Genomic DNA, 18,581 nt, shown 5'->3' with positions numbered 1-18,581 from the left:
CCCGGTGCCGTGTCCTCCGTCACCCTCAGGTTCCGCCGTAGACCGCCGATGCGGACACGGTGACCCTCAGTTCCGTGATGGACGACGCCCCGACCGCGCGGGTGGGCCGCGCGCCCCTGCTCGCGGCCGTGATCGTCCCGGTGATCACAGCATTGATCTTCCTGGGCGCCGACCGCATGCTCGGCCAGGTTCCGGCGTTCCTTCCGGCCTTCCTGGCACTGGTGTGGGGAAGCGACCTGCTCACCGCGTTCCTGCTGATCACCCAGTTCCTGGCGGGCGGCGACCGCCGGCTGCTGGCCCTGTCGTGCGCCTACCTGTGGTCGGCCGCCGTCATCGTGCCGCACGCACTGGTGTTCTCCGGCCTGTTCGCGCCCCAGGGACTGCTGGGCGCGACGCCGAGCAGCGCGCCGTGGCTGTGGACCGCCTGGCACACCGGCTTCCCCCTGCTGATCGGACTGGCGCTGGGGCCGTGGCCGCGACGGCTGGAGGCCGCCCCGGCCCCTGCCGGGCGCCGGTGGCCGCTGGTCGCGCTCGCGTCCGGATCCATGGCGGCCGGGGCCGCCGTGGTCGCCTGGCTGGTGACGGCCCAGGCCGAGCACGTTCCCGTGATCATGGTCAACGGGGACTACCGCGTGCTGACCGAGCGGTTCGGAGCGGCCATCATCGCGGCGAACGCGGTCGGCCTGCTGCTGGCGGTCAGCCGTTTCCGGAGCGCCGTACGCGGCCTGGAGGCCTGGGCGGTGATCGCGGTGATCGCCTCCTGCGGGGACGTGCTGCTGACCCTGTTCGCCGGAGCGCGCTTCACCTTCGGCTGGTACGGCGCCCGGCTGCTGGCCCTGATCGCCGCCCTGGTGGTGTTCACCGCGCTGATGCACCAGGTCACCGCCCTGTACCGGCGGGTGCGGCGGCACGCCGACGAGCTGGCCGCGCGCAACGCGCAGCTGCGGCAGGCCAACGCGCTGCGCGACCACCTCGTCGCGGTGGTCTCCCACGAGCTGCGCTCCCCGCTGACCGCGGTGCGCGGCTTCCTGGAGATCATCGAGGACCATCCCGGGCTGGGCCCCGAACGCACCGGCCAGATGATCGCGCGCTCGCAGACCCTGCTGACCCGGCTGACCATGCTCACCGAGGACCTGCTGACCGTGCCGAGCCTCGAGGCGGGCGGGCTGCGGGTCGAGCCGCAACCGGTCGACCTGCGCCAGGCCATGGCCGAGTGCGCCGCCCTGTTCCCGGAGGCGTCGATCACCGTCGACTGCCCGGCCGGACCGCCGGTGCTCGCCGACCCGCTCCGCCTGCAGCAGATCATCGGCAACTACGTGCGCAACGCGCTCAAGTACGGCGCGCCGCCGGTGCTCCTGCAGGCGCGCTTCGGCTCCGGAACGGTGGACATCCGTGTCCGCGACCACGGCACAGGCGTGCCGGAGAGGTTCGTCCCCCGGCTGTTCGAACGCTTCAGCCGGGCCGACGACCAGCGCACCCGCGGCATCGCCGGCACGGGCCTGGGGCTGTCGATCGTGGCCTCCCTCGCCGAGGCGCACGGCGGCCGGGCCTGGTACGACCCCGGCAGCGGCCCCGGTGCCTGCTTCGTGGTCACCCTGCCCCTGGCCGTCCAGGACCCCGCGCCGGCGGCGGCTTCACGCCATGAGCAGCCGGAGGCCGAGACCCGCTTCACGCCATGAGCAGCCGGAGGCCGAGATCCGCCGCGTCGAGGTCGGCGAGGTCGCCGTTGCGCTCGGCCCACCGGCCGGAGCCGAGGTCGTCGCCGAGGTTCCGCACCGCCCGCCGTTCGGCCTCCGGCCCGACCTTTGCCCACACCGACATCGCACGGCGCACGTGATCCTCCAGATACGCCGCCGGTCGGCGCCAGTACGCCTCGAACAGGCCGTCGGCGCAGTCCCACGGGACGGGCACCGGTTCGACGCGGGCGCCGATCGCGCCGGCCATCGCGGCGAGCGAGGGAAATCCCGCGAGGACGGTGGCGAACTCGGGCAGGTAGTCGCGGGTGAGCCAGAAGCGGTCCTGCCAGCCGGGCTCGTCGGTGTCGAACGTGAGCACCACCACGCGGCGGGCCACGCGCCGCATCTCACGCAGCCCCGCCATCGGGTCCCTCCAGTGGTGGACGGTGGAGACCGCCATCGCCGCGTCGAAGCACCGGTCCCCAAACGGCAGGCTCTCCGCTGCGGCGGCCACGCACGGCGCCGAGCCGGCGGGCCGCTGCCCCCGCATGACCGCCGACGGCTCCACCGCGGTCACGTCGCGATCGGCAGGCTCGTAGGAGCCGGTACCGGCCCCGACGTTCAGCACCGTCCGCGCGTCCCCGAGCGCGTCCCAGATCTGCGCGGCGATCCGCGGCTCGGTACGCCGTGTCGCGGTGTAGGCGCCGCCGATCGCGTCGTACAGCCGTGCGCCGGGCACCTCCGGTTGCTCCTCCGGTGTCACCTTCAGTCCCTTCGCCCGCGTCTCGAGTTCTCTCCTCGGCGTCGCCTCAGGGCCTTCCGCCCCCGAGCAGCGCCGCGACCAGCACGGCCGGATCGGCGCCCGCGGGCCAGTCGCTGACCTGCCCGTCACCCACCTCGATCACCCGCCAGGCGCCGTCGGCCCGCCGTACCAGATCGGTCGTGACGAACCGGACCCCCAGTTCCCGGACCGCCGCCCGCACCGCACCCAGGTCGCCGGGCCCGGCCGCCGCACCGTCCGGCTCGTCCGGATGGGGGCCGACGAACACCGGCTCCCCGTCGAGCCACCACACGCGCACCTGGGGGCCCTGGAACTCCTCGAACCGGCGCACGACCAGCCCGCCCGCCAGGTCGTCGCCCTGCAGCTCCAGGAACCTGGCCGCCACCCGCTCCAGCGCGGCCGGGTCGGGGGCGTAGCACGCCTCCAGCCACTCGTGCTTGCGCGACTTGACGTAGTCCTTCACCACGAATCCGCCCGGTCCGAGGCCCGCCGCCAACCGGGTCAGGAGCTCGCCCGGCGGCGGCGCCCCGCCCGGCTCCAGCGGCAGCACGACCGTCTCCGGCGTCAGCCCCCCGAAGCAGCCGATCCATCCGGGCAGCTCGTGGCCCGACCGGTAGGCGCGGGCGCCGGTGAGCAGCCGGCAGCCCCGCGCGAGCAGCGCCTCCTCCAGTTCGGCGTACCGCTCGGCCCGCAGCATCCAGCCCCGGTACCAGACCGGTCCGAACCCGACGGGCACCCGCGACACGGCCTCCCCGGCCCGGCCCGCCGCCACCGCGTCGTGGTCCACCAGCGCCAGCGGAGCGTCCGCCTCCCGCACGGCCCGTGCCTCCCGCTCGAAGTGCGGGTCGGCCCGCCGGGGCCGGAGCGGATCGGAGCAGAGCAGGAATCCCACGGTCATGACATGCAGGGTAAAGGCATTCCGTATAGGACGCATAGCAGACTAAATGTGTCAGATAGTACACATCATATAAAAAGCCATTAATATGACAAAGAGGGCTCAACGCGATAGAAACGACACCCGTCACCCCGCGGGCGGAGTCTCCGGACAGCGCCACCGGGGTCCGTCGCATCCTTCACGTCGAGATCCGCCCGAGCCCTCGATGCCGCGATCCACAGTCCGCGGCGGGTTCACCCGAGCCGGAGAGGCCGCACATGGACGCTCGTCGCATCTCTGCGGGCGCACCCCGCGCCTTCCGTTTTGTTAGCGCTCACAATGGCGTGGGCGCGCGTCCCGCCGCCGACCCGGAGAGCCTCCCGAGCCGCGGCGGTGATTCCCGACGTGACGGAGAGATCCCACGACCCACACCGAAAGGCTGGATAGTGACCTTGTCCACCGCTGCACGCCGAGCGTGCATCGCCGCATTCGCCCTGACGGCCCTCGCCGGCGGCACGCTCGCCGGAGTCCCCGCCTCGGCGGCGGCGGCCCCGGCCTCCGGGTCCTACGCCCTGGTCAACGCCGCCAGCGGCCTGTGCCTCGACGTCAAGGCCAAGAGCACCGCCGACGGCGCCCAGCTCGTCCAGTACGCCTGCAACGGCGGCGCCGACCAGACCTGGGCCCTGACCGACGTCACCGGCGGTCGGCGCCTGACCGCCGCCCACAGCGGCAAATGCGCCACCATCACCGGCGACAGCACCTCCGCCGGCAAAGCCGCCATTCAGCAGACCTGCAAGGCAAGCGCTTTCCACAACTGGCGGCTCGACCAGGTCGCCGGTAGCACCTACCGCGTCGTCAACCTCGGCAGCGCCAAGTGCCTCAACGTCAAGGACGCCTCCACCGCCGGCGGCGCCGCCGTCCAGCAGAACTCCTGCGACGGCTCCGCCGGCAAGCGCTGGACGCTGAAGCCCGTCGGCGGCGCCCCCGCGCCGGCCCCCACCGCGACCGCCAAGCCGACGGCCGTCCCCACCGCCAAGCCGACCGCGACGCCCACGACCGCCCCGGCCGCGACGCCGCTGCCCGGCTGGCCCACCGCCAAGGGGCAGCAGCCGGTCACCGCCACCATCCCCGTCAGCGGTCCCTACGACGGCGGCATGAAGCGCTTCTACGGCTCCGGCAAGCTCGGCGGTGACGGCCAGAACGAGGGCCAGGACCCGATCTTCAAACTCGCCGACGGCGCCGTCCTGCAGAACGTGATCATCGGTTCGCCCGGCGCCGACGGCATCCACTGCACCGGCACCTGCACGCTCAGGAACGTCTGGTGGGAGGACATCGGCGAGGACGCCGCCACCTTCAAGGGCACCAGCGCCTCCCAGACGATGACCATCGACGGCGGCGGCGCCAGGGCCGGCTCCGACAAGGTCTTCCAGCACAACGGTCCCGGCACCATGGTGCTGAAGAACCTGCGGGTGGAGAACTTCGGCAAGCTCTACCGCTCCTGCGGCAACTGCTCCAAGCAGTACGCCCGGCACGTGGTGGTCTCCAACGTGCAGGTGACCGCCCCGGCCAAGTCGCTCGTCGGGATCAACCCCAACTACGGCGACACCGCGAAGCTGTCGGCGATCACCATCGTCGGCGACTCCGACAGGAAGATCGCGGTCTGCGACCGGTACAAGGGCGTCACCAGCGGTGAGCCCGGCAGGACCGGCACCGGCCCCGACGGTGTGAGCTGCCTGTACTCCGCCTCCGACATCACCTACAAGTAGGCCCTTCCGCGGTGCCGCCGGGCGGCGGACCCGCCCGGCGGCACCGCCCCGCACGCCCCGGCCGACCGGTCGCTGACCTGCCCGGCGGCGCGCCGCCCCGCCGGTCAGTCCGCCCCGCGAGCGGCCCGCCCCGCCGCGGGATCCGTCGTGGCACGATCCGCTCGGGGGTAGAGCGCGGCGAGGGTGTGCGCGGTCTCGGCCATCCGGTGGCGGAGGTCGGCCGGCTCCAGGACCTCGACCTCGGCGCCGAGTTTGAGGAACTCGGTCCGCGCGTGCGTCAGCGACTCGATGGGCACGGTGGCGGTGATCCAGCCGAGGCCGTCGGGTTCGCCGGCCGTCTCGGCCACGGCGCCGACCACGGCCGAACTCATCAGGTCGGGGAGGCGTTCCCGCCCTTCCGGCGAGATCCGGACCACCGCATGGCCCTGGAACAGCCGGGACCGGAAGTCCGCCAGGTGCGCGCTCCAGTGGCCGGCCAGGTCGAAGTCCTCGGGGCGTTCGAACGTCTCGTCCGTCACCTCCAGCTCGAGCACCTGGTTGACCCGGTAGGTCCGCAGCGCGCCGTCGCACCGGGCCACGAGGTACCACCTCCCGGCCTTGAGGACCAGCCCGTACGGTTCCAGCACCCTGGTGACCTCGCACGGCTCGGCCCATCGCCGGTAGAGCACGCGGATGACCCGCCTGTCCCAGACGGCGCCCGCCACCTCGGGCAGATGCGGTACCCGGTCGCCGTCGTGGTACCAGCCGGGCGCGTCCAGGTGGAAGTGCTCCCGGATGCGCCGGGCCGCCTCCCGCAGGCCGGGCGGGAGCGCGGCCTCGATCTTGAGTTCGGCCGCGGCGGCCAGCGCGCCGAGGCCGAGTTCGGCGGCCGGTCCGGGCATCCCGGCCAGGAACACCGCCTGGGCCTCCTGCGTGGTCAGCCCGGTCAGGCGGGTCCGGAACCCGTCGAGGAGCCGGTAGCCGCCCTGGTGCCCGGCCTCGCCGTACAGGGGGATCCCCGCGCCGTGCAGCGACTCGACGTCGCGGTAGATCGTGCGGACGCTGACCTCCAGTTCGTCGGCGAGCTGCCGGGCGGTCAGCAGGCCGCGCGACTGGAGCAGCAGGAGGATGGAGAGAAGACGGGAGGCGCGCACACCACTGACATTACGTGTCAGGGGAGAGGCCGTACGGTCCGGCCATGGTGTTCATCGAGAAGAACATGCGGCCGCTGGACCCGATCTCCGTCGGCGGCCGCCCCTACAAGCGCTACCACGTCGACACGCCCGACAGGCCGATCGAGCCGGAGGTCGAGAAGGCGGCCTACGAATATCTGCCGGCGCTCGTCCCCGCCCCCGCCGACGACTCCCCGGCCGGCTGGACCGTCCTCCACCGGGGCGGGGACACCGGCGCCTACCTGCTCGTCTACACCTGGGCCTGGGACAACGTGGTGGAGGTGCACACCGCCGCGGCCGGCCAGCCCGCCGTCGGGTGCCCCGACGAGGACCCCTCGAACTTCGTGCCCGAGACGCGGCGCTGGGCCGGGTGCGTGTGGGAACTGCCCGCGCTGGAGTACGAGCGGGCCGCATGGGTCCGGCACATGTTCGCCGGAGACGCCCCGGACCTCGGCGGCTACCTCGCCGACACGCGCCCGGAAGGCCCGGTGGGGCGGTGAACGACTTCGACTTCTTCGGGGCGTTCGGGGAGCCGCGGTGGGCCGGGGCTCCGGCCGGTTCCGGCAGGGCACCCGCCGGACCTGATGCGGCCGGCACTGGATCGCGGGCGGTGCGACGATCTACGCTCACTCCCGCACAGAGCGCGGCCGGCGCGCGTTCCCGGGCGAGGGGCGGGATCGCGGTGGTCCGGACGCCGCGCGACAGCCGCGATCCCAGGAGCGCCCTCATGCCGCGCCGAATCCCCGAGCCCGTCGGTGACCGCGACGCCCTGCTCCGCTCCGGCCCGTTCCACCTCGCCCTGCTGGCCTGCATCCGGGAGAGCGGGCTCTCGCTCGACCGGATCCGGGCCCGTCTCGCCCAGCACGGGCCGACCGTCGCGCTGTCCACGTTGAGCGACTGGCAGCGGGGGCACCGGCGTCCCGGCGGCGAGCGGTCCCTGGAGGTGATCGCGGCCCTGGAGCACGTGCTCGGCGTCCCCGAACGGGCGCTGGCCGAACTGCTGCGGCCCGGCCCCGAACCGGACCGGCGGCCCGGGACGCCCGGTGAGCCGCCCGGTCCGCTCCCCGGCCCGCGCGAGCAGGACCTGACCGTCCTCAGCCGGCACCAGACGGTGACCATCGACGCCGCGGGGCGTCGCACCTCGGTGTGGACGCGCACCCTGATCAGGGCCCGCCGGCGCGGGGTGGACCGCTACGTGGACCGCTACGTGGACCGCTCCCCCGCCGCTCCGGACGCGGATCCCCGGACCTGCGAGATCCTCGCGCTGGAGAACTGCCGCCTGGGCGAGGTCCGGCGGCAGGGACCGGCACCGGCCGCGGAGCTCCTGTTCGACCAGGTGCTCCGCCGCGGGGAGAGCTGGGCCTTCGCGTGGGAGGCCCGCGATCGCCCGCCCGCCCCCTGCACCGGTCACGAGTACGGCGTGCACCGGCCGGTGGGGCAGCTCCTGGTCGAGGTGCGGTTCGATCCGCTGGCGCCGCCCGAGCAGTGCCACTCCTACACCCGCCGCCTCCCGGGCGGCGAGCCGTGCCACGCCGGAGCGCTGGTGCCGAACGCGCATGGCACCGTGCACCTGACGGCCGTCGACCTGTCCTCGGGGGCGGTGGGCATCTCCTGGCGGTGGCCGTCCCGCTGAAAATCCTTACCTGACCCGAAATTTCGCACCTTGACCGGTCATGGTCACGGGGATACGTTCACCTCGAATTAATAGGAAAGCTTCTTATTAATTCATTCCCCCCATGCAGGCAGGAGAGGTGAAGCCGTGCGCAACAGACTCACTTTGAAACTCTTAGCCATGATCGCGGCCATGGCGCTCCCCCTCGGCGCCGCCGTCACCATGGCCCCCGGCGCGTACGGCGCCGCCGCCGTGCCGATTCGGGTCAACTCGGGCGGCGCGGCCGTCACCGACGGCTCGGGCGTGCAATGGTCCGCCGACAAGGCCTACACCAGCGGCGACTGGGGCCACCAGACGAGCTACGGGACCAACACGACCGGCAGCCCGATCGCCGGCACCGCCGACGACTCCCTCTACCAGAGCTACAACACCTTCAACGGCTGGAGCGGCTACCGTTTCGACGTGCCCGACGGCACCTACCAGGTGACGTTGAAGATGGTCGAGGACTGGGCCAACGGCGCGGGACAGCGCAGGTTCGACGTCCGCGCCGAGGGCGCCGGCGTGCTGACCGCCTTCGACATCTTCGCCGCCTGCGGCCGGCTGACCGCCTGCGACAAGTCCTTCCCGGTGACGGTCACCGACGGCGCCCTCGACGTGCAGTTCAACATGAACGGCGGGGCCAACTACGCGACCGTCTCGGCGATCTCGGTGACCGCCGGATCCGGCGGCGACACCCCGCCGACCGCCCCCGGTGACCTGCGCTCCACCGCTGCCTCCGCGACCAGCGTCTCCCTGGCGTGGGAGGCTTCCACCGACGATGCCGGCGTCACCGGTTACGAGGTCTACCGCGGCGGCACCCTCGTGGCCACCGTCACCGGCACCGGCCACACCGACACCGGCCTGACCCCCAAGACCGAGTACGCCTACACGGTCAAGGCCCGCGACACCGCCGGCCAGCGCTCCGCCGCCAGCAACGAGATCAAGGTCACCACCGCGGACGACGGCGGTGACACCGAGAAGCCGAGCGTCCCGGGCAACCTGCGAGCCGGCACCGTCACCGCCGACACCGTCGCGCTGGCCTGGAACGCCTCCACCGACAACGTCAAGGTCACCGGTTACGAGGTCTACCGCGGCGGCACCCTCGTGGCCACCGTCACCGGCACCGGCCACACCGACACCGGCCTGACCCCCAAGACCGAGTACGCCTACACGGTCAAGGCCCGCGACGCCGCCGGCAACCGCTCCGACTCCAGCAACGAGATCAAGGTCACCACCGCGGAGCGCGGCACCGGCGGGAACAAGCTGCTGGGCTACTTCACGAACTGGGGCGCCTACGGCCGCAACTACCACGTGAAGAACATCGTGACCAGCGGCTCGGCATCCAAACTGACCCACATCAACTACGCCTTCGGCAACGTCCAGGGCGGCCGGTGCACCATCGGCGACGGCTTCGCCGACTACGAGAAGGCCTACACCGCCGACCAGAGCGTCGACGGCGTCGCCGACACCTGGGACCAGCCGCTGCGCGGCAACTTCAACCAGCTCCGCAAGCTCAAGAAGGCCCACCCGAACATCAAGATCCTGTACTCCTTCGGCGGCTGGACCTGGTCCGGCGGGTTCGGGCAGGCCGCGGCCAACCCGGCCGCGTTCGCCAAGTCCTGCCACGACCTGGTCGAGGACCCGCGCTGGGCCGACGTGTTCGACGGCATCGACATCGACTGGGAGTATCCCAACGCCTGCGGCCTGACCTGCGACACCAGCGGCCCGGCCGCGCTCAGGAACCTGATGGCGGCGCTGCGCGCCGAATTCGGCTCCGGCAGCCTGGTCACCGCCGCCATCACCGCCGACGGCACCTCCGGCGGCAAGATCGATGCGGCCGACTACGCCGGCGCCGCCCAGTACGTCGACTGGTACAACGTCATGACCTACGACTTCTTCGGCGCCTGGGCCGCTCAGGGCCCGACCGCGCCGCACTCCCCGCTGACCACCTACAACGGCATCCCGATCACCGGCTTCGACAGCGACACCGCCATACAGAAGCTGAAGAGCAAGGGCGTCCCGGCGAGCAAGCTCCTGCTGGGCATCGGCTTCTACGGCCGCGGCTGGACCGGCGTGACCCAGGCCGCCCCCGGCGGCACCGCGACCGGTCCCGCCCCCGGCACCTACGAGCAGGGCATCGAGGACTACAAGGTCCTCAAGACCAGGTGCCCGGCCACCGGCACGGTCGCCGGCACCGCTTACGCCCACTGCGGCAACCAGTGGTGGAGCTACGACACCCCGGCCACCATCGGGGGGAAGATGGGCTACTCCAAGAACCAGGGCCTGGGCGGCGCGTTCTTCTGGGAGCTGAGCGGTGACACCACCGGCGGCGAGCTGATCAACGCGATGAAGACCGGTCTCGGATAGGCAGGACATCGTCCGTCACGCCGGTCACCGTTCCCGCCGATGGGGACGGTGACCGGCCCGTTCTCCCCGAACGTGCCGGCTCCACGAACCCCGCCCGCGCCGTACCGGTCCGGCGCGGTCGCCGTCAGCGGCGCGGGACCCTCCCGCCCCCTACCGCCGGGCGCACAGGTGGGGTCGGGCCAGGGTGAGGGCGAGCGCGGTGAGGCCGATTCCCAGATACACCGGAGCCAGGTGCACGAAGTCCGTGTAGCCGATGATCATGTGCACGACGACCGCGGGCAGGAACCCGGCGGCCGCGGCCGCCGCCAGCGACCACCAGACCCACGACTCGCCGCGGCGCCAGCCCCACAGGCCGAGCAGGGTGACCGCCAGCGCGGCGGCCATGAGGGCGCCGCCGAAACCGGCGCGGTCGTGGGCGACGAACGGCACCAGCCGGGGGTTGACCGCGTGCAGGTGGCCGGCGTCGGTGCCCAGGAACGTCAGGTCGGCGGGGACGAACACCTCGGTGAGGCCCACGACGGAGACGACGGCTCCCCCGGCGAGCAGCCCGAGACCGACAACGATCATCAGGAGCTGCCCGATGAGGGCGCGCCGCCGCAGCCGTTCCGGGCCTTCCGGACGGACCCTCCACCGGGGCGGCATCGGCCTGCGCCAGGTGGCCAGCAGGAACATCGGGAACAGCACCACCGTGACCGCGGTGTGCAGAGGCTCCACGAAGCCGGTGCCCAGGAAGTAGAACAGGGTGGAGAAGCCGACCAGGCCGGAGACGAGATACGCCTTGCGGGCCCACACCCACCCCTGCCGCAGGCCGCCCCATGCCAGCCCGGCGTACAGCACGCCGATCGCGACCATGGTGCCGGCCATCGTGATCCGGTCGTGCTGCAGGAAGGGCGCCAGGTTCTGGTTGACGGCGTCGAGGTGGCGGCGGTCCATGCCGAGGTAGCCCTTGTCGTACCAGAGCAGCAGCGGCCCGATCGTGATCAGGGCGGCGCCGAGCCCGGCACCGATCATGCCGAGCCCGACGAGCAGGCCCCACCACCACTGCGGCCAGCGCCGCGGATCTGCGGTGATCTCCCGTAGCCCGCCCGGCGGCTCGGTCGGGGTCACCGCCTCGATGACCCGCTGGAACCAGCCGGGTCCCGCGGCCACCAGCACCGCGGGTGCGGCCAGCACCGTCACGTCCGGGTCTGCCAGCGCCGCCGCGGCAGGCGCGATGGCGGGATCGACCAGGTGGATCAGATCCGGCTCGTCCCCGGTGACCACCCGGTCGGCGTACGGGGCGAGCTGCGCCGCCACCTCGGGTGTGGACGCCCGGACGATCACCTGGCAGCGGCGGCCGGCGACGACCCGCCGTACCTGCGGCACGTCGGCCGGGGTGACCGGCCCGATCTCGATGACCCCGGCGCCCTGGACGGGCAGCGCCCGGATCGCGTCGCGGGCGACCTCGACCGGGACGGCCGCGCCGAGCCGCCGCGCCGTCTCCGCAGGCGGGCGGGGATGGTCGAACAGTCCCGCGACGAGCCTCGCCCCTCCGGGCAGGGAGGTCAGCGCGGCCAAGGCCCGCAACGCCGCCCGCTGCGACCGTCGCCGCCCCAGGACGGCCGCCGCCAGAGGGCGTAGAGAGTGATATGTCCAGTCCGGCACATTTTCAGCGTCGCATACCGGCACGCCGGACGGCGCCCTCGCCCCGGGTCGGCCTGCCACCCGGGCAAGCCGCCTGCAACCCTGACTCCAACGCTTGCAGTCCCGCCTTCAAGCCGGGTGAAAGCGGTCCGTCGCACGCTGTGCCCAGTAGCAGACGGAAAGGATTCACCATGAACACCGCTCGCGCCCTGGCCGGATTCTCCATCGCCGGCGCCATGGTCCTGGCTCCCGCCGCCGCCCACGCCACCGCCGGTCCCGCCACGGGCACGTCGGACGCGCGCGCCGCGCAGGCTGCCGCCCAGTGGGGCCCCCATCACGCCGCCGGCCGCAGAGCCAAGGCGGCCGGCTCGCTGACGGCCACCGCGAAGGACGATCCCGGCAAGCCCGCCGACCGCGTCACGGTCACCGGCAGCGTCACCGACCTCACCGTCGGCTCCTCGACCTGCGGCTGGGCCGTCTTCCGCGTCTCCACCGCGGACGCGACCGGCGGGGTGACCCTCAAGCAGCGCAGCTACCGCACCTGCACCCACGGCAAGCCGCTGAAGTTCGCGTTCTCCCACAAGAAGGTCTACCACGTCGAGCTCAAGGTGTGCGCCGGGGCCAAGGCGGCCAAGCCGTCCCTCACCTGCCTGTACGCCGGAACCTGGAAGCCGCTCTACACCTACTACGCATGATCCTTCCATCGGGCGGACAGACCGCGCGAAGCCGACCCGCCGGTTCGGGCAGCCCACCGGATCACCCCTATGGGACAGCGTTCCCGCAGGTCACGCTCGTTCACCGTTCATGATCGGGGGCATCCGCCGGAGGGTCGGCTTGCGTACAGCCGGCTTCCGTACACCCCTTCTCCGGATACGTTTCCGTCGCCCTGTTCGCGACCTGACGCCGAGGCTCCACCGGAGCCGGAGCGATTCACCAGTCGCGAGCGGCGATCAGTTCTTCCACGTCCGCCTCCGCGAACCCGTATGCGGCGGCCACGAAACAGAAGTCTTCGGCGATCACCTCTCGCGCGACGGTCTCGATCTCGCTGCCGACCGCCTCGAACTCCGCCTCCAGCGCGTTGAACTCTTGCGTGGCGACCTCCGTGAGCGCGTACAGGGCCGCCAGGTCCGGCGGCTGCTCGGCCTCGATCCGCTCACACAGCCCCAGCAGGACCGCTCTGCCCCGGTCCACGACGTGATCGGGGAAGTACGCGTCGTCGTACATCCCCTTGAGAAACGCGTGGCCGAGCACCTGCTGATTCACCGGCGGCACTGTGGTCTCCCCTTCGCTGCGTGGACCGATACGGCGACTCCCGAAGTCGAGATCTTGAGAGATACCAGGGTACGACAGACCGGGTCAGCGGCTGGGCGCGTCCACCCCGGGCACGGCGCTCACCGCCTGCGGCGGTGCGGTCGCCGGCCGCCTGCCCGGCATGCCCAGCGCGACGAGCATGCCGATGAACGCGAGGGCGGCGACGGTGCCCATCCCCGCCGAGAACCCGTCGCTGAACTCCTCGGCCGACGCGTAGCCTCCGGCACCCGCGAAGACGGCGACCGTGACGGAGGTGCCGAACACCCCGCCGAACATCCGCAGCGTCATGAACACGCCGGACGCCTGGCCGATCTCCTCGGGCCGCACCGCGCCGACCACCGCCTTCTGCGCCGCGGGCATGGCCATGGTCAGTCCGGCACCGCCGATCACCAGCGCGGGCAGGATTTCGAGGTAGCCCGTGCCGGTGCCGGCGACCACGGCGATCCAGCCCATGCCCAGCGTCTGCAGCAGCAGCCCTCCGGCCACGAACGCCCGCTCGCCGGCCTTGTCGGCCAGCCGGCCGGCGAGCGGCGCGCACACCATCAGCGTCCCGGTCCACGGCATCAGCCGCAGGCCGGCACCGAGCGGCCCTTCACCGTGCACGGTCTGGAAATACTGCGCGAGGAAGAACATCGTGCCGTACAGCGAGGCGAACACGCAGAAGTTCGCCGGGTTGGCCGTGGCGAACGCCCTCGACCTGAAGAACCGCATCGGCAGCATCGGAGTCTTCGCACGTCGTTCCCAGAGCACGAAGACGATCACCAGCGCGACACCGAGCAGCAGCGCGCCCAGTACCTCCGCGCTGCCCCAGCCCGCCGCGTTGCCGCGGACCAGCGCCCAGACGACGCCGAAAGCACCCAGGGTCACGAGCGCGGCCCCGACCAGGTCGAGCCGGCCGTTCGGGCCGAGGCTCTCGCCGATGCGCCGAGCCGCGAGCAGGGCCGCGACCACCCCGACCGGCAGGTTCAGCCAGAAGATCCACTGCCAGGCCAGGCCTTCGGAGACGACCCCGCCGACGAACGGGCCGCTGAACGTCGCCAGACCGGTGACGCCCAGGTACAGCCCCATCGCCCGGCCCCGCTGCCGCGGGGGGAACATCGCACTGATCAGGGTGAGCGACAGCGGCAGTACCAGCGCGGCACCGGCGCCCTGCAACGCCCGGGCCGCGACCAGGGCGGCGATGTTCGGGGACAGCGCACAGGCCGCCGACGCGGCGGTGAACGCCGCCAGTCCGGCGACGAACATCCTGCGGCGGCCGAACCGGTCACCCAGTGCCGCTCCGGTCGGCAGCAGCACCGCGAACGTCAGGTTGTACGCGTTGACGGTCCATTCGAGTGATTCGAGCGACGCCGTCAGATCCTGCCGGATCGTGCCGAGAGCCGTCGTCACGACCAGGCTGTCCAGGGCCATCATGAACGACGCCAGTGAGGCGATGCCCAGCACCCATGCCTGCTCGGACGTCATCCGTCCGCTGTCACCTCTCACCGCTTCTTCTTTCTGCTCGGGTCTTCTCCGGACACGCGGCCGGACGCCGTTCGCCGGAATCCTGCGGGTCCGCCGTCTGCTTCTGCGCATGGCTTTCCAGGCACGGCTTTCCGCGCACGGCTTTCTGGGCGTGCTCCGCGGGCGGGCCGCCGGATACGCGCGCCGGACCTCCGGTCTCCGCGCGACCGATCATGCGCGGAGCGATCGCGGGAGTCCGAAGACCTCCAGTAACGAGTTGTCGTGGAACCGCGTCAGCGCGGTGATCCGGTCGCGGGTGAGGGTCAGCACGAGCACTCCGTGCGCGTGCAGGATCGGCGTCCGCGGGTCGCGCAGGTAGCAGCCGAACGCCGGTTGGCCGTTCGCCCGCGTCGCGATCAGCGCGTATCGCAGGCCGTCGCGCAACGCGACCGTGGCCAGGAAGTTCCGGATGGCGTCCGGGCCCCGGTATTCCAGCGGCAGCGGCGGCATGGTCAGCCACGCGTCGTCCGTCAGCAGGGCCACGATGGCGTCGACGTCTCCGGCCTCGAACGCCCGGACGAAGCCGGCCACGATGCGGCGCTCCCGCGGTGAGTCCGGCAGCGGGGCGCTCTCCGGTCCAGGACCCGGTAGTTCGTCGTCCAGTCCGCGTCGTGCCCGTTTCAGTGCACCGGTCACCGCGTTCTCGGTCGTACGGAGAATGCCGGCCACCTCGGCGGCCCGGAATCCCAGCACGTCCCGTAGCACCAGTACGGCTCTCTGCTTCGGCGGCAACCGCTGCAGCGCCGCCAGGAACGCCAGTGACACCGACTCCCTGATCTCGTATCGCGCTTCCGGCCCGGGCATGCGATCGGCGATCCCGTCGAGCAGCACATCGGGGTACGGCTCCAGCCAGCTCGGTTCCGCCCGGTGGTGCGACGGCTCGGGCAACGGGATCTCCGGTCGGCGGGCCGCGTGTTCGTGCGGACGGCGGGTGCCGGTCCGCAGGGCGTTGAGACAGCGGTTGGTCGCGATCCGGTAGAGCCACGTCCTCACCGACGCGCGTTCCTCGTAGCCGCCGATCCCGCGCCACGCCGCCAGCAGCGTCTCCTGCAGCAGATCCTCGGCGTCCTGCACCGAGCCGAGGATGCGGTAGCAGTGCACCTGGAGCTCACGCCGGTACGGCTCGACGAGCTCGCGGAACGCCTCACCGTCTCCTCCCCGCGCCAGCGCCAGCAGATCCTCGGCCGGGCGCCGGTCATGGGCCGAGGCACCGGTCTTCCCGGCCGGCGGGGTTCCTGGCATGTCGACTCCTTCTCTTCTGCGGTTCCTTCTCGGATGGATAGGACACCACCGGGGCCGGAAAGTGGTCGGTGCGCGTCGATGGCGCTGCGACCGGCTCCCGGGAGACGCTCGCGGCGCTCCGGGGCGTCTCGGGCGGGGACCGCGTCCGGTGAACCGGCGGTGAGCGGGAATGAGGACGGCATGACCACCGCAGAAGTGCACCATCCGCTCTTCGCCCGCTGCTACGCCCGGCTCAGCCGGGTCGTGGAGGACAGAGGACTGGCCGCACACCGCCGGGCGCTGCTGGCGGGCCTGTCCGGACGGGTCATCGAGGTGGGGGCCGGGAACGGGCTGAACTTCGCCCACTATCCTCCGGCCGTCACCGGGGTGCTCGCGGTCGAGCCGGAACCGCGGCTGCGCCGCCTGGCCCGTGCCGCCGCCGCGGTGGCGCCGGTCCCGGTCGAGGTGACCGACGGCCTCGCCGAACACCTGCCCGCCGCCGACGGGGCCTTCGACGCGGCGGTGGCGGCGCTGGTGCTGTGCTCGCTGCCCGACCCGCACGCGGGACTGGCCGAGATGCGCCGGGTACTGGCCGGCGGCGGGCGACTGCGCTTCCTGGAACACGTGCGCGCCGGCTCGGCCGGGATGGCCCGGGTGCAGCGGCTGCTGGACGCCACCGTCTGGCCCCGCCTGGCCGGCGGCTGCCACACCGGGCGCGACGCCGCCGGGCTGATCGAGCAGGCCGGATTCACCATCACCGACCTGGAGCGCTTCGTGTTCCCCCGGGTGCGGACGCCGATGTCCTTCTTCGTCCGGGGAAGCGCCCGCCCCGCCACCCTCACCTGTTCGCCAGAGTCCTGAAGCGACCGGCCGGAATCCCCGCGGTGCCGTACACATCAAACCAAGCGCTTGCTACGCTCCGTCCATGACGTCCACGATCGTCTGGGGAACCGGGAACGTCGGCCGCGCGGCCATCCGCGCCGTCGAGGCCCATCCCGCGCTGGAGCTCACGGCCGTGATCGTCCACGACCCCGGCAAGGTCGGCCGGGACGCGGGCGAGCTCGGCGGACTCGGCCACGACCTCGGGGTCGTGGCGACCGACGACGCCGGCGCGGTGCTCGCGACCCGCCCCCGGGCCGTGGTGTACGCGGCGTCCGGCGACATCCGCCCCGACGGGGCGCTCGCCGACATCACCCGGGCGATCCGGGCCGGGGCCGTGGTCGTCACCCCCTCGGTGTACGCGCTCTACGACCAGCGCAACGCCCCGCCGGAGCTGCGGGAACCGGTGCTGTCCGCCATCGCGGACGGCGGCGGCTCGCTGTTCGTCTCCGGCGTCGACCCCGGCTGGGGCAACGACGTGCTGCCCCTGCTGATCAGCGGGCTCGGCACCGTCGTGGACGCGGTCCGCTGCCAGGAGATCTTCGACTACTCCACCTACGACCAGCCGGACTCGGTCCGCTACCTGGTCGGCATGGGCCAGCCGATGGACTACGAGCCGCCGATGATCGCGCCGACGGTCCCGGCCATGGTCTGGGGCGGGCAGGTACGGCTGATGGCCCGGGGACTCGGCGTCGAGCTCGACGAGATCCGTGAGACCGTGGAGCGGCGCCCGCTCGACGCCACGGTGCGCACCGCGTCGATGGGCGCGTTCGAGGCCGGCACCCAGGGCGCGGTCCGGTTCGAGGTGCAGGGCGTCGTCGGGGGCGAGCCCCTCATCGTCGTCGAGCACGTCACCCGCATCCACCCGTCCTGCGCGCCGGACTGGCCGACACCGCCCGACGGGGCCGGGGCGCACCGGGTGATCATCGAGGGCCGCCCCCGCATCGAGGTCACGGTCGAGGCCGTCGACGAGGGCGGGAACCGGTCCGCGGGCGGGAACGCCACCGCGGTCGGCCGGCTGGTGGGCGCGGTCGACTGGCTCCTGGAGGCGGAACCCGGGCTCTACGACGCGCTCGACGTCCCGCTGCGCCCCGCGACCGGCAGGCTCGGAAGGAAACGGCCGTGAACATCGACGTCCCCGAGGGCAAGGACCCGATCGCGTACGTGTGGGGCGAGATGGTCCCCGGCATCGGAGCCGCCGCCTCGCACTTCTCGCTGTCGGTGTACGCTCACACGACCCTGGGGCTCCGCGAGTTCGAGGCCGCGCGGCTGCGGATCGCACAGATCAACGGGTGCGCCTTCTGCCTCGACTGGCGGACGGAGCGGGACGGGCACAAGGTCGAGGAGGGGTTCGCCGACGCGGTGGCCGCCTGGCGCACCACCGGCGCCTTCGACGACCGCACCCGGCTGGCCGCCGAGTACGCCGAACGGTACGCCCTGGACCACCACGGCCTCGACGACGCGTTCTGGACCCGGATGACCGCGCACTACAGCCAGACCGAGATCGTGGAACTGAGCATGAGCATCGGCGCCTGGCTGGCGTTCGGCAGGCTCAACCACGTGCTGGGCCTGGACACCGTGTGCGTGCTGCCCGGCGGCTCCGCGCCGTCTCCCCGGCGGTAGACGCCCCGGATCCCCCGAGCGGCGGACACCCCGGCTCCCCCGCCCCCGGCCCAGGCCCCGAACGACCGACACCCGAGCGACACACGCCCTGACCCGGCGCTCACGTATAGGCGAACGCGCCCGAGCCGCCTCCGCGCGCGGAGCGGCCCGCCGCG

At 72.5% G+C, this 18,581-nt stretch carries 16 protein-coding genes; 9 read left to right on the top strand and 7 right to left on the bottom strand.

Features of this window, described 5'->3' with window-relative positions:
- The first annotated feature begins 59 nt into the window (after positions 1 to 59).
- On the top strand, positions 60 to 1,679 hold the full coding sequence (locus HS048_RS17570) for an MASE4 domain-containing protein (protein WP_153054537.1): 1,620 nt from the start codon (positions 60 to 62) through the stop codon (positions 1,677 to 1,679).
- Here the strand turns inward: HS048_RS17570 and HS048_RS17565 are convergent.
- A complete protein-coding gene (locus HS048_RS17565) occupies positions 1,669 to 2,415 on the bottom strand; it encodes a class I SAM-dependent methyltransferase (protein WP_196467517.1) in 747 nt (248 codons plus the stop codon). The two genes, HS048_RS17570 and HS048_RS17565, sit on opposite strands and share 11 nt — an antisense overlap.
- Before the next feature lie 70 nt (positions 2,416 to 2,485).
- Complete coding sequence (locus HS048_RS17560; RefSeq protein ID WP_196467516.1) at positions 2,486 to 3,355, bottom strand: ATP-grasp domain-containing protein; 870 nt, start codon at positions 3,353 to 3,355, stop codon at positions 2,486 to 2,488.
- 428 nt (positions 3,356 to 3,783) lie between these two features.
- On the opposite strand from HS048_RS17560, the gene HS048_RS17555 reads away from it, so the two are divergent.
- Entirely contained in the window at positions 3,784 to 5,097 is a 1,314-nt protein-coding gene (locus HS048_RS17555; RefSeq protein WP_196467515.1) for a pectate lyase, read from the top strand.
- Positions 5,098 to 5,201: 104 nt separating this feature from the next.
- On the opposite strand, the gene HS048_RS17550 is transcribed toward HS048_RS17555, so the two are convergent.
- Positions 5,202 to 6,230 carry a YafY family protein gene (locus HS048_RS17550; RefSeq protein ID WP_068901814.1) on the bottom strand — a complete coding sequence of 343 codons (1,029 nt, stop codon included), beginning with the start codon at positions 6,228 to 6,230 and terminating at the stop codon, positions 5,202 to 5,204.
- Positions 6,231 to 6,274: 44 nt separating this feature from the next.
- Between HS048_RS17550 and HS048_RS17545 the strand changes: the two genes are divergently transcribed.
- The 3 genes from HS048_RS17545 (at position 6,275) to HS048_RS17535 (ending at position 10,266) form a co-directional block, all read left to right on the top strand.
- Entirely contained in the window at positions 6,275 to 6,748 is a 474-nt protein-coding gene (locus HS048_RS17545) for a hypothetical protein (protein ID WP_068901815.1), read from the top strand.
- Positions 6,749 to 6,975: 227 nt separating this feature from the next.
- Positions 6,976 to 7,881, top strand: a complete 906-nt coding sequence (locus HS048_RS17540; protein WP_196467514.1) for a helix-turn-helix transcriptional regulator — start codon at positions 6,976 to 6,978, stop codon at positions 7,879 to 7,881.
- Positions 7,882 to 8,040: 159 nt separating this feature from the next.
- Positions 8,041 to 10,266 (top strand): glycosyl hydrolase family 18 protein, encoded by a 2,226-nt coding sequence (locus tag HS048_RS17535; RefSeq protein ID WP_196467513.1) that lies wholly within the window; start codon positions 8,041 to 8,043, stop codon positions 10,264 to 10,266.
- A gap of 150 nt (positions 10,267 to 10,416) precedes the next feature.
- Here HS048_RS17535 and HS048_RS17530 read toward each other — a convergent pair whose 3' ends face one another.
- On the bottom strand, positions 10,417 to 11,832 hold the full coding sequence (locus HS048_RS17530; protein WP_196467512.1) for a hypothetical protein: 1,416 nt from the start codon (positions 11,830 to 11,832) through the stop codon (positions 10,417 to 10,419).
- 248 nt (positions 11,833 to 12,080) lie between these two features.
- On the opposite strand from HS048_RS17530, the gene HS048_RS17525 reads away from it, so the two are divergent.
- The gene (locus HS048_RS17525) at positions 12,081 to 12,584 is read left to right on the top strand and encodes a hypothetical protein (protein WP_196467511.1); all 504 of its coding nucleotides are present in this window, start codon (positions 12,081 to 12,083) and stop codon (positions 12,582 to 12,584) included.
- Positions 12,585 to 12,819: 235 nt separating this feature from the next.
- Here HS048_RS17525 and HS048_RS17520 read toward each other — a convergent pair whose 3' ends face one another.
- The 3 genes from HS048_RS17520 to HS048_RS17510 all read right to left on the bottom strand — a co-directional run bounded on the left by HS048_RS17520 (position 12,820) and on the right by HS048_RS17510 (position 15,945).
- Positions 12,820 to 13,152, bottom strand: coding sequence for a DUF5713 family protein (locus HS048_RS17520; protein WP_307832521.1), 333 nt, complete (start codon positions 13,150 to 13,152; stop codon positions 12,820 to 12,822).
- Between the two features lie 93 nt (positions 13,153 to 13,245).
- On the bottom strand, positions 13,246 to 14,664 hold the full coding sequence (locus HS048_RS17515) for an MFS transporter (protein ID WP_196467510.1): 1,419 nt from the start codon (positions 14,662 to 14,664) through the stop codon (positions 13,246 to 13,248).
- 210 nt (positions 14,665 to 14,874) lie between these two features.
- Entirely contained in the window at positions 14,875 to 15,945 is a 1,071-nt protein-coding gene (locus tag HS048_RS17510) for a sigma-70 family RNA polymerase sigma factor (RefSeq protein WP_196467509.1), read from the bottom strand.
- Positions 15,946 to 16,125: 180 nt separating this feature from the next.
- Between HS048_RS17510 and HS048_RS17505 the strand changes: the two genes are divergently transcribed.
- The 3 genes from HS048_RS17505 (at position 16,126) to HS048_RS17495 (ending at position 18,426) form a co-directional block, all read left to right on the top strand.
- On the top strand, positions 16,126 to 16,785 hold the full coding sequence (locus HS048_RS17505) for a class I SAM-dependent methyltransferase (protein WP_191896834.1): 660 nt from the start codon (positions 16,126 to 16,128) through the stop codon (positions 16,783 to 16,785).
- Between the two features lie 64 nt (positions 16,786 to 16,849).
- The gene (locus tag HS048_RS17500; RefSeq protein WP_196467508.1) at positions 16,850 to 17,929 is read left to right on the top strand and encodes a dihydrodipicolinate reductase; all 1,080 of its coding nucleotides are present in this window, start codon (positions 16,850 to 16,852) and stop codon (positions 17,927 to 17,929) included.
- A complete protein-coding gene (locus HS048_RS17495; RefSeq protein ID WP_068901833.1) occupies positions 17,926 to 18,426 on the top strand; it encodes a carboxymuconolactone decarboxylase family protein in 501 nt (166 codons plus the stop codon). Before HS048_RS17500 ends, HS048_RS17495 begins: the two co-directional genes overlap by 4 nt.
- The last annotated feature ends 155 nt before the right edge of the window (positions 18,427 to 18,581 follow it).

The organism is Planomonospora sp. ID91781, assembly GCF_015711595.1.
Classification (GTDB): Bacteria; Actinomycetota; Actinomycetes; order Streptosporangiales; family Streptosporangiaceae; genus Planomonospora; species Planomonospora parontospora.
This window is presented reverse-complemented; position numbering and strand designations above follow the sequence as displayed.